7 protein-coding genes are annotated in these 11,032 nt (G+C 72.6%); 1 reads left to right on the forward strand and 6 read right to left on the reverse strand.

Annotated features, from left to right (window positions below; genetic code table 11):
* Positions 1 to 2: 2 nt before the first annotated feature.
* From ftsH to ACFTXQ_RS20055, 6 genes are all read right to left on the reverse strand, one after another.
* Positions 3 to 1,979 (reverse strand): ATP-dependent zinc metalloprotease FtsH, encoded by a 1,977-nt coding sequence (gene ftsH / locus ACFTXQ_RS20030; RefSeq protein ID WP_382642513.1) that lies wholly within the window; start codon positions 1,977 to 1,979, stop codon positions 3 to 5.
* Between the two features lie 92 nt (positions 1,980 to 2,071).
* Positions 2,072 to 3,643: a signal recognition particle protein gene (gene ffh / locus ACFTXQ_RS20035; protein WP_382642493.1), complete on the reverse strand. Its 1,572-nt coding sequence runs from the start codon at positions 3,641 to 3,643 to the stop codon at positions 2,072 to 2,074.
* Between the two features lie 344 nt (positions 3,644 to 3,987).
* On the reverse strand, positions 3,988 to 6,414 hold the full coding sequence (locus tag ACFTXQ_RS20040; RefSeq protein WP_382642495.1) for a [protein-PII] uridylyltransferase: 2,427 nt from the start codon (positions 6,412 to 6,414) through the stop codon (positions 3,988 to 3,990).
* 17 nt (positions 6,415 to 6,431) lie between these two features.
* Positions 6,432 to 6,770: a P-II family nitrogen regulator gene (locus ACFTXQ_RS20045; RefSeq protein WP_382642497.1), complete on the reverse strand. Its 339-nt coding sequence runs from the start codon at positions 6,768 to 6,770 to the stop codon at positions 6,432 to 6,434.
* Complete coding sequence (locus tag ACFTXQ_RS20050; RefSeq protein WP_382642499.1) at positions 6,767 to 8,113, reverse strand: ammonium transporter; 1,347 nt, start codon at positions 8,111 to 8,113, stop codon at positions 6,767 to 6,769. The genes ACFTXQ_RS20045 and ACFTXQ_RS20050 overlap by 4 nt, the downstream gene beginning before the upstream one ends.
* A gap of 292 nt (positions 8,114 to 8,405) precedes the next feature.
* Positions 8,406 to 9,866: a hypothetical protein gene (locus ACFTXQ_RS20055; RefSeq protein WP_382642501.1), complete on the reverse strand. Its 1,461-nt coding sequence runs from the start codon at positions 9,864 to 9,866 to the stop codon at positions 8,406 to 8,408.
* A gap of 434 nt (positions 9,867 to 10,300) precedes the next feature.
* Here ACFTXQ_RS20055 and ACFTXQ_RS20060 point away from each other — a divergent pair, with 434 nt between their 5' ends.
* Positions 10,301 to 10,969: a bifunctional DNA primase/polymerase gene (locus tag ACFTXQ_RS20060; RefSeq protein WP_382642503.1), complete on the forward strand. Its 669-nt coding sequence runs from the start codon at positions 10,301 to 10,303 to the stop codon at positions 10,967 to 10,969.
* Positions 10,970 to 11,032 lie beyond the last annotated feature (63 nt).

Below are 11,032 nucleotides of genomic sequence, written 5' to 3' on the forward strand. Positions count from 1 at the left end.
GGTCAGTCGGTGTCGTGGCCCTTGGTCAGGCGGGTGATCCCGGCGGCGGCGTACGCGGCCGCTTCGTCCAGGGTCTCGTTGGCGAGCAGGGCCTCGGCCAGGGCGTCGAGCTGCGCCCGGTGTTCGCGCAGGAGGCGGCAGGCCTCCGCGTAGCACTCGTCGACGATCCGCCGCATCTCGTGGTCCACGGCGTCGAGGGTGGAGGGGGCGGCGGACAGGCCGTAGGGGCCGCCGCCGTCGGTCGGGATGGCGGTGAGCTTGCCGACGCGCTCGCTCATGCCCCAGCGGCCGACCATGCCGCGGACGATGTTGGTGACCTGTTCGAGGTCGTTCTCCGCGCCCGTGGTGATGACCTCGTAGACGATGTGTTCGGCGGCCATGCCGCCGAGCGCCCCGATGATGCGGCCGCGCAGGTACTCCTCGGTGTAGGCGTACCGGTCGGCGTCCGGGGTCGAGAGGGTGACGCCGAGGGCGCGGCCGCGGGGGACGATCGTGATCTTGCGGACGGGGTCGGCGCCCGGCTGGAGCATGCCGAGGAGGGCGTGGCCGCTCTCGTGGTAGGCGGTGCGGCGGCGCTCCTCCAGGGGCATGACCAGGGCCCGCTCGGCGCCGAGCTGGACCTTCTCCAGGGCGTCGGACAGGTCGGACTGGGTGACCTGTTCCTGTCGGCGTTTGACGGCCAGCAGGGCGGCCTCGTTGGCGAGGTTGGCCAGTTCGGCGCCCGTCATTCCGGGGGTGGTGCGGGCCACCTGCGCGAGGTCGACGCTCGGGGCGAGCGGGATGTCCCGGGTGTGGATGCGCAGGATGGCCTCGCGGCCGCCCCGGTCGGGCGGGGAGACGACCACCGTGCGGTCGAAGCGGCCGGGCCGGGTCAGGGCGGGGTCCAGGACGTCGGCCCGGTTGGTGGCGGCGAGGACGACCACCCCCTCCGAGCCGGAGAAGCCGTCCATCTCGGTGAGGATCTGGTTCAGGGTCTGTTCGCGTTCGTCGTGGCCGCCCAGGGCGGCGCCGCCGCCCCGGACCCTCCCGATGGTGTCGATCTCGTCGATGAAGATGATCGCGGGGGCCACCTTGCGCGCCTCGGTGAAGAGTTCGCGCACCCGTGAGGCACCGACGCCGACGATCATCTCGATGAACTCGGAGGCGGAGGCGGAGAAGAACGGCACCCCGGCCTCGCCCGCGACCGCGCGGGCGAGCAGGGTCTTGCCGGTGCCGGGCGGGCCGGACAGCAGGACGCCGCCGGGCATGCGGGCGCCCAGTCTGCGGTAGGCGTGCGGGTTCTTGAGGAAGTCGACGACGTCGTTGAGCTCGCCCTCGACCTCGTCGATGCCGGCGACGTCCTCGAAGGTGGTGCGCTGTCCGCCCTCCTCCAGCTCCACCGGCTTGGGCGGCGCCTTGCGCCCGAGCCCGCCGAGGCCGCCGCCCATGGCCGCGCCCATCCGGCGGGCGATGAAGACCCACAGCAGGACCAGGAGCAGCATCGGGGCGAGGGAGAGCAGCAGATTGGCCAGGAAGCTGCGCTGCTCGACGACCGGGGAGGCGGTCACGTTCACGTTCTGTTTGGTGAGGTTGGCCCAGAGGTCGTCGTCGGCGAAGGCGGGGCGCTGGGTGACGAACTTGGTGTAGTCGCCCTTTCCGCCGTCGGGCACCGGTTGCTTGGCCTTCAGCTGGCCCTGGATGGCGTCGCCCTTGGAGTAGATCTTGGAGACGTTGCCGTTGGCGACCTGCTTACTGAACTCGGTGTAGGAGATCGTCGGCTCGTCGCCCTCGTTGAAGAAGGACAGCACCAGGTTGGTGATCAGGTACACGATCAGCGCGGTGAGGATCAGCCACCGCCAGCCGCCCGGCATCCGCTTCTTCGGTGGAGGGGTGGGCGGCGCACCCTCGGAGCGCCAGGGCGTGTCGGCCCGGTCGCGGGGCGGTACGGGGGTGGGGCTGGGCACGGGGCGCCTCCTTCTGCCGTCCTCCCGGCCGACCATAAGCGACAAATCCACCCGTTGCCCCGCAGAAGACGGAGGGCCCCGACCGTGCGAACACGGTCGGGGCCCTCCGCTGCCTGCCTGCGCGGCTGCTACTTCATGAACTTCTTGAACTCGTCCGGAAGGTCGAAGTCCTGACCGGGCTGACCCCCCGTGGGAAGGCCGAAGGGGCTGCCGCCGGCCGCGGGCTCGATCGCCTGCGGGCCCTGCTCGCGGCGGGCCGCCGCTGCGGCCTCCTCTTCCTTGCGCTTCATCGGGTTGCCGCTCTTGCGCTTGCCCTTGGCCTGCTTGACCTGCTTCTTCTGCCGGCCGGGGCCGCCGCCCATCCCGGGGATGCCGGGCATGCCGGGCATCCCGCCGCCCTGGGCCATGCGGGACATCATCTTGCGGGCGTCGAAGAACCGCTCGACGAGCGACTTGACGGCGCTGACCTCGGTGCCGGAGCCCTTGGCGATGCGGGCGCGGCGCGAGCCGTTGATGATCGTCGGGTCCTGGCGCTCGGCCGGGGTCATCGACTTGATGATCGCGGCGGTGCGGTCCACGTCGCGCTCGTCGATGTTGTTGATCTGGTCCTTGATCTGACCCATGCCCGGGAGCATGCCGAGCAGCTTGGAGATGGAGCCCATCTTGCGGACCTGCTCCATCTGGGCCAGGAAGTCGTCGAGCGTGAACTCCTTGGGGCCCTTGGCGAGCTTGGCCGCCATCTTCTCGGCCTCGGCCTGCGAGAAGGTCTTCTCGGCCTGCTCGATGAGGGTGAGCATGTCACCCATGTCGAGGATCCGGCCCGCCATGCGGTCCGGGTGGAACGCGTCGAACTCGTCGAGCTTCTCGCCGTTCGAGGCGAACATGATCTGCTTGCCGGTGACGTGCGCGATGGAGAGCGCGGCACCGCCGCGGGCGTCGCCGTCGAGCTTGGAAAGCACGACGCCGTCGAAGCCGACGCCGTCGCGGAAGGCCTCGGCGGTGTTGACCGCGTCCTGGCCGATCATGGCGTCGACGACGAAGAGGATCTCGTCGGGGCTGACGGCGTCGCGGATGTCCGCGGCCTGCTGCATCAGCTCCTGGTCGATACCGAGGCGGCCGGCGGTGTCGACGATGACGATGTCGTGCTGCTTGGTGCGCGCGTACTCGACGGAGTCCTTGGCGACCTGGACCGGGTCGCCGACGCCGTTGCCCGGCTGGGGGCCGTAGAAGGCCACGCCGGCGCGGTCGGCGACGACGGAGAGCTGGTTGACGGCGTTGGGGCGCTGCAGGTCGCAGGCGACGAGGAGCGGGGTGTGGCCCTGCCCCTTGAGCCAGAGGCCGAGCTTGCCCGCGAGGGTGGTCTTACCGGCACCCTGGAGACCGGCCAGCATGATCACGGTGGGCGCGGTCTTGGCGAAGCGGAGCCGCCGGGTCTCGCCGCCGAGGATCGTGACGAGCTCGTCGTTGACGATCTTGAGGACCTGCTGGCCGGGGTTCAGCGCCTTGCTGACCTCCTCGCCGCGGGCCCTCTCCTTGACGTTCGCGATGAACGAGCGGACGACGGGCAGGGCGACGTCGGCCTCGAGGAGGGCGATACGGATTTCCCGGGCCGCGGAGTCGATGTCAGCCTCGGACAGCCGGCCTTTGCCGCGCAGGCCCTTGAAGGTATTCGCCAAGCGGTCGGAGAGCGTATCGAACACGGTGGTCGCGATTCCTCGGGTCGGGGGCGTGGTGGTCGACCCCCAGGGTATCCGCCCCCGCCCCCCATCCGGCCCTGCGGTCAGCTTTCCCCGGGGCTCCGCCCCGCACCCCGCCCCTCAAACGCCGGGGAGGCTGGATTTTCCCGCCCCGGTACGCGGGTGCGGCTACAAGATCGGGGCTCTGCCCCGGACCCCGCGCCTCAAACGCCGGCGAGGCTGGATATTCCAGCCCGCCCGGCGTTTGAGGGCACGGGCGCGGAGCGCCCGTACGGGGTCCGGGGCGGAGCCCCGGGGAACGGTGGAAGGGCGGGTAGGGGACAGGCCCCGCGCAGCGGCCGCACCCGCTACGACAGGGCCGACGTCACCGCCCCGGCCAGGGCGGCCGCGGCCGCCGGGTCCAGGGGTTTGCCCTCGGGAGTCGTGACGTACAGCGTGTCCACCGCATTGGCGCCCAGTGTGGAGACGTGCGCGCTCCGCACCCGCACGCCCCGGGACTCCAGCGCCCGCCCGATCCGGTGCAGCAAGCCCACGGCGTCCGGCGCCCGCACCTCCAGCACCGTGGCCAGCGACGAGACCTCCGGAACCACGGAGACCCGCGGCGGCGGCGGAACCACCCCCCGCCGGCGCGGGTACGCCGCCTCGCGGTCGGCCAGCCGGGCCGGGACGTCCAGCGAGCCGTCCAGCGCCCGGATCAGGTCGGTCCGCAGCCGCGCCGCCTGCGGCAGCGAGCCGTACTCGGCCGCCACCCGCCACCGCAGCACCAGCACCTCGCCCAGCCGGTCCGGGAGCTCCACGGAGCGCAGATCGGCGGCGCGGACCGTGAGGCGGTGCAGGGCCAGCACCCCGGCCACCGCCGGGAGGACCCCCGGCTGGTCGGGGACGGCCACCACCAGCTCGACGCCGACCGCGTCCTCCTCCTGCCGGGCGTGCAGCGCGAGCACGGGCTCCCCGGTGCGCAGCGCCTCCACGGCCAGGCGTTCCTGTTCCGCGGAGGGGATCTCCGCCTCCCCCACCGCCGGCGCGGTGCCGCGCAGGACGGCGGCGACCCGCCCGACCAGGTCCGCGACGAGCGATCCGCGCCACGCGCTCCACGCCGCCGGCCCGGTGGCCAGGGCGTCCGCCTCGGTCAGGGCGTGCAGGATCTCCAGCGTGCCCACCGACCCCACCGCGTCGGCGACCGAGCGGACGGTGGCCGGGTCGTCCAGGTCCCGCCGCGTCGCGGTGTCGATGAGCAGCAGGTGGTGCCGTACGAGGGTGCCCAGGACGGCGACGTCCTGCGCGTCGAAGCCGATCCGCAGGGCGACGTCGCGCGCGATGGTCTCGCCGGCCACCGAGTGGTCGCCCGGCCAGCCCTTGCCGATGTCGTGCAGGAGGGCGGCCATCAGCAGCAGGTCGGGGCGGCCGACCCGGCGGGTGAAGTCCGAGGCCCGGACGGCCGTCTCGATCAGGTGGCGGTCCACCGTCCAGGTGTGGACGGGATTGCGCTGCGGGCGGCAGCGGACCCGCTCCCAGTCGGGCAGCAGCCGGGTGATCAGGCCCTCCGCCTCCAGGGCCTCCCACACGGCCACGGTCGGCTCCCCCGCCCCCAGCAGGGTCAGCAGCTGCTCCCGGGCCTCGGCCGGCCACGGCACCGGGAGCGGTTTGGCCTGTACGGCGAGCCTGCGCAGGGCGTGCAGCGATACGGGAAGTCCCGCCTGCGCGGCGGCCGCGGCGAGCCGGAGCACGAGCACGGGATCGCGGTCGGGGCGCGCGGCCAGGGCCAGCACGGCCTCGCCGTCGGACTCCACGACCCCCTCGGCGAGCGGCGCCCGCTCGGCCGCCGGGGCGCCCCGGGTGCCGAGCAGCCCGCGCAGCCGCGGCCGGGCGGCGCGCGCCCGCAGCACCCGCCCGACCTCCCGCCAGGTCACGTCGGCGGCGTACGAGACGACCCCCGCGGCCTCGTACACCTCGCGGAGCAGCGCGTCCGCGTCGAGCAGCCCGAGCCGCGCGGCGACCTGGTCCTGCTCCTGGAGGGAGAGCCGGTCGGTGGCCCGGCCGGTCACCAGGTGCAGGGCGTCGCGCGCGTCCAGGAGCCGCCGCCGGGCCTCGGCGAGGCCCTCGCGCGGGGCGTCGGCCAGCCAGGACGCCGCCACCGCCCGCAGCGCGGTGGCGTCCCGGAGCCCGCCGCGGGCCTCCTTCAGGTCCGGTTCGAGCAGGAAGCGCAGTTCCCCGGCCCGCTCGGCGCGGTCCCGGCACAGGGAGTGGAGCTGCGGGAGCCGCTTGGGGGCCTGGTTGCGCCAGTCGGCGAGGACGGAGGTCCGCAGGCCGGCGAGGAGTCCGGCGTCGCCCGCGACCGGGCGGGCGTCGAGCAGTCCGAGGTGCACCTTGAGGTCCTCGGAGGCGGTCTTGCGGGCCTCGCCGGGGGTCCGTACGGAGTGGTCGAGGGCCAGGCCCAGGTCCCACACCGGGTACCAGAGGCGGTCGGCCAGCGCGCTCAGCGCCCGCGGTTCGGCCTTGCCGTCGTGCAGCAGCAGCAGGTCGAGGTCGCTGCGCGGGGACAGTTCGGCGCGTCCGTAGCCGCCGACGGCCACGAGGGCGGCGCCGCGTACGCCCGTCTCCCGTACGGCGGCCGTGAACAGGGAGGTCAGCCATCCGTCGGTCAGCCCGGCCAGGGCGGAACGCCGCGAAGGCCCGGACCGCGACTCCTCCTGGAGGAGTCGCAGCCGGGCCGCGGCGTATCCGCTGGGTCCCGAGTCGGCCGTGTGGTCCGCGGTCTCTTCGATGCTCGTCACCCAGGAGCTCCCGTCACCTAGAGCGCGTCAGCGCCGCGCTCGCCGGTGCGGACCCGGACCACCGAGTCCACGGGGACGCTCCACACCTTGCCGTCGCCGATCTTGCCGGTGGCGGCGGAGCTCACGACGACGCGGATCACCTCGTCGGCGTCGGCGTCCTCGACCAGTACCTCGATGCGGATCTTGGGTACGAGGTCCACGGTGTACTCGGCGCCGCGGTAGACCTCGGTGTGGCCGCGCTGCCGGCCGTAGCCGCTGGCCTCGGAGACCGTGAGCCCCTGCACTCCGAAGGTCTGGAGGGCTTCCTTGATCTCGTCCAGCTTGTGCGGCTTGACGATCGCGGTGATCAGCTTCATGCGTCGACCTTCTTGCTCGTGGTGGCGGCGGGGACGTGGACGGCGGTGCTCCGGGAGGAGGTGCCGCCGCCGGCTCCGCTGAAGTCGTAGGCGGTCTCGGCGTGTTCGACCTGGTCGATGCCGGAGACCTCGTCGTCCTCGGCGACCCGCATCCCGATCGTCTTGTCGAGCAGGAAGGCGAGCAGCGCGGACGCCACGAGAGAGTAGGCGAGGACGGAGAAGACTCCGATGGCCTGCTTGCCGAGCTGCTCCAGGCCGCCGCCGTAGAAGAGGCCCGCGGCGTCGGACTGGACCCCGCCGGTGGCGAAGAGGCCGACGAGGAGAGAGCCGACGACGCCGCCGACCAGGTGCACGCCGACCACGTCGAGGGAGTCGTCGTAGCCGAACTTGTACTTGAGGCCCACGGCCATGGCGCACAGCAGACCGGCGATGGCGCCGATGGCGATCGCGCCGAGCGGGGAGCAGGAGCCGCCGGAGGGGGTGATGGCGACGAGGCCGGCGACCGCGCCGGAGGCGGCGCCCAGGGTGGTGAAGGAGCCGTGGCGCAGCTTCTCGTAGCAGAGCCAGGCGAGCATGGCGGCGGCGGTGGCCACCTGGGTGTTGACGAACATGACGGCGCCGACGCCGTCGTCGTTGCCGAGCCAGGAGCCCGCGTTGAAGCCGAACCAGCCGAACCAGAGGAGACCGGCGCCGAGCATGACGAGGGGGAGGCTGTGGGGGCGCATCGGGTCCTTCTTGAAGCCGACGCGCTTGCCGATGACCAGGATCACGCCGAGGGCGGCGGCACCCGCGTTGATGTGGACGGCGGTGCCGCCCGCGAAGTCGATCACGCCGAGCTCGAAGAGCCAGCCGCCGGCGCCCCAGACCCAGTGGGCGACGGGGAAGTAGACGACGGTGACCCACAGGGCGGTGAAGAGGACCCAGGCGGAGAACTTCACGCGGTCGGCGAGGGCGCCGCTGATCAGGGCCGGGGTGATGACGGCGAACATCAGCTGGAAGACGGCGAAGACGTAGACCGGGATGGTGTAGCCGTCCCAGAGCTCGGTGATGCCGATGCCGCTGAGGCCGACGTAGTCGGAGTTCCAGCCGATGAGGGAGCCGGAGTCGGTGCCGAAGGCGAGGCTGAAGCCGAAGAGCACCCAGAGGATCGTGACGATCCCGAGGCTGATGAAGCTCATCATCAGCATGTTGAGGCTGCTCTTGACGCGGACCATGCCTCCGTAGAAGAAGGCGAGTCCCGGGGTCATCAGCATGACCAGGGCGGAGCAGATGAGCATGAACCCGGTGTTCGCGGCAGAGAGCGTGGGGGCGTCTGCCGCGAGGGTCGTGATGGCTGATGCCATCGGCGTCTCCTCGTCGTCGGTACGTTCGCGTGCGGGCGATCGTGAAAACCTGAGCGGCGGTCCAAGGAACTGGCCGGTTATTGGCCATGAGATTCGCGCAGGCCGGTTTCCGGCGGCGCCGCTCGGTGTTTCGCTCCGATGACGAAGAGGTCGGGCGTGTTACGCGTCCATGAACTGGACGGGGGTGGGGGCCGGCCGCGGCAGGGACCCGGACGTCCTGGCTGGGGGAGCCTGATCGGGCTTCACGGGGTGACTGCCGCGGCCGGGGCCTTGGGGGCGGCCGCGGGGGCCGTCAGACGGCCTCTGCGGCTTCGGGGAGGCGGGAGGCGAGGTGGTCGGTGAGCCGGACCACCTCGGCGACGTCGCCGTACTCACGGGCGGCGGTGTCGACGGTCTTGCGGAGCCGGGTGTTCACCCGTTCGGACCGAACCTTTCCCGCCACGTCCAGGGCCCGGTCCACGAGGACGGCCGCCTGCTCGGGCTCGCGCTGGAGCAGGTGGACGGTGGCCATGCCGATGAGGTTGAGGGCGTAGGAGCGCTGGTGCTCCTGGTCCTTCTCGAAGAGCTCGACGGCCCGCTCCATGACGGGTTCGGCCAGGGAGGCGTAGGTGGGACTGCGCCCGGCGACGTAGGCCAGGTCACGGTACGAGTGGGAGTTCTCGCCGTTCAGCTCGGCCTCGGAGAAGAAGCGGATCCAGTCGGGTTCGGGCTCGCCGCCGAAGCCGACGTCGCCGAAGGTGTCCTCGGCCATCCGCACGGCCCGCTTGCAGCGGCTGGGCTGGCCCATGTTGGCGTAGGCGCGGGCCTCCATCGCATACAGCATGGCCTGGGTGCGGGGGCCCGCGCAGTCGCGGCTGCCGTACTGGGCGAGGTGGATGAGTTCGAGGGCGTCCTCGGGGCGGCCCAGGTGGATCATCTGGCGGCTCATGCCGGAGAGGATGTACGAGCCGAGCGGCTTGTCCCCGGCTTCCTTCGCGGCGTGCAGCGCGAGCACGAAGTACTTCTGCGCGGTGGGGTGCAGGCCGATGTCGTAGCTCATCCAGCCGGCCAGCTCGGCCAGTTCGGCGGCGACCTTGAAGAGCCGCTTCATGACCGGGGCCGGGTGGTTCTCCTGGAGCAGGTCGGTGACCTCGTGGAGCTGTCCGACGACGGCCTTGCGGCGCAGCCCGCCTCCGCACTGGGCGTCCCACTGGCGGAACATGACGGTGGTGGCGTCGAGGAGGTCGAGCTCGGGCTCGGAGAGCCGGGGCGGGCGGTGGCCGGGGGCGCCCGCCGGCCCCGCCTGGCGCGGTCCCGGGTCGGCGGCCGGGACCGGCACGAGCCAGCGCTGCATGGGCTCGATGAGGGCGGGGCCGGCGGAGAGGGCGAGCGAGGTCCCGAGGAAGCCGCGGCGGGCCAGCATCAGGTCGCTGCGGGAGAACTCGCCGAGCAGTTCGACGGTCTGCGGGCCGGCCCAGGGCAGGTCCACGCCGGACACCGAGGGGGTCTGGTGGGCGGTGCGCAGGCCGAGCTGCTCGATGGCGACGACCGAGCCGAAGCGCTCCGAGAACAGTTCGGACAGGATCCGCGGGACGGGCTCGCGGGGCTGTTCGCCGTCGAGCCAGCGGCGCACCCGGGAGGTGTCCGTGCTGATGTGGTGGGCGCCCATCTGGCGGGCCCGCCGGTTGACCTGGCGGGCCAGCTCGCCCTTGGACCAGCCGCTGCGGACGAACCACGAAGTCAGCTGTTCGTTGCGCGCAGCAGAGTCGTCCATCGTTCCGCTTGCGCCGTTGCCGCTCACTGGAACGCCCCCATCCGCTCAGCCTCTTCCACACGAAACCCTGGCTGGGGCGGCAAGCGCCGCCACGGACCTTCACAGGTCCTCCACACATTGCCTCCGGCATACCCACGGACGGGCCTGCTTTCGGGGTTCGTGCACTGAAAGTAATCCTACGATCACCCCTGCGGCGAGGTCGATTCCAGAAACGCCACCATTCGCCACCCCTTCGAATGAACTAGCCACCCGCCAGGCGCGATTCACTTGACACCGAGGTGAAACGGCTTGGTTGGACTGGAGTGCGCTCGGGGCGCGCGCGGCGAGGAGTGCGCCGGGCCGCATCGGATGCACCCCGCGGCGCACCGCCCGCAGCTGGTTCCCGCCGACGTCGTAACCACCGGTGCGTCCGACCCGTTGGAGGGGGCATGGGCATGGGCTTCACGATCGGCGGCAGCCGCGGCACCAGGGAGTTCCGTTCCGGTGCCCGGCGCCGCGGCCGGACCTCGGAGTGCACGGCGGTGGCGGAGTACACCGGGCTGTGGGGCTGGGACGCGGTCCCCGGCGCCCGCGCCGCGGCGCCCGCCCGGGACTGCTCCTGCGGGGACGCGCGGTGCGGCGCCCCGGGCGCGCATCCGCTGGACTTCGCCCCCACCGTCAAGGCCGGGGCCACGCTGGACGAGGTGACCGAGGCCTGGGGCGAGTACCCCGGCGCGGCGGTGCTGCTGCCCGTCGGCCGCTCCTTCGACGTCATCGAGGTCTCCGAGGAGGCCGGGCGGCGCGCACTGGTCCGGCTGGAGCGGATGGGCCTGCCCCTCGGGCCGGTCATCGTGACCCCGGACGGCCGGGCCCAGTTCTTCGTGGCGCCGGGCGCGGCGGCCGAACTGCCCGAGCTGCTGTACCGGATGGGCTGGGACGACGCGGGCCTCGACCTGAGGGCCCTGGGGCACGGGGCCTTCGTCACGGCCCCGCCGTCGGACCTGGCCGGGCTCGGCCCGGTGGGCTGGCTGCGTCCGCCCGCGCTCGACACCGCCGGGGGCCCGCCACAGGCCCGGCTGCTGCTGGGCACGCTCGCCTACCTCTGCCACCGCTTCCGCGGATAGCCGCTACCGCCGCCCGCCCGGCAGCAGGACACCCTGTCGCTGTACGACGTGGCGGCGCTGATC

This window comes from Streptomyces sp. NPDC057010 (genome assembly GCF_042673805.1).
Taxonomy (GTDB): Bacteria; Actinomycetota; Actinomycetes; order Streptomycetales; family Streptomycetaceae; genus Streptomyces.

Bases quoted from the DNA above. Each gene is read 5' to 3' on its own strand.
- ACFTXQ_RS20045 (WP_382642497.1), bottom strand. From the start codon at position 6,770: ATGAAGCTGATCACCGCGATCGTCAAGCCGCACAAGCTGGACGAGATC.
- ftsH (WP_382642513.1), bottom strand. From the start codon at position 1,979: ATGGTCGGCCGGGAGGACGGCAGAAGGAGGCGCCCCGTGCCCAGCCCC.
- ACFTXQ_RS20055 (WP_382642501.1), bottom strand. From the start codon at position 9,866: ATGGACGACTCTGCTGCGCGCAACGAACAGCTGACTTCGTGGTTCGTC.
- ACFTXQ_RS20060 (WP_382642503.1), top strand. From the start codon at position 10,301: ATGGGCTTCACGATCGGCGGCAGCCGCGGCACCAGGGAGTTCCGTTCC.
- ACFTXQ_RS20050 (WP_382642499.1), bottom strand. From the start codon at position 8,113: ATGGCATCAGCCATCACGACCCTCGCGGCAGACGCCCCCACGCTCTCT.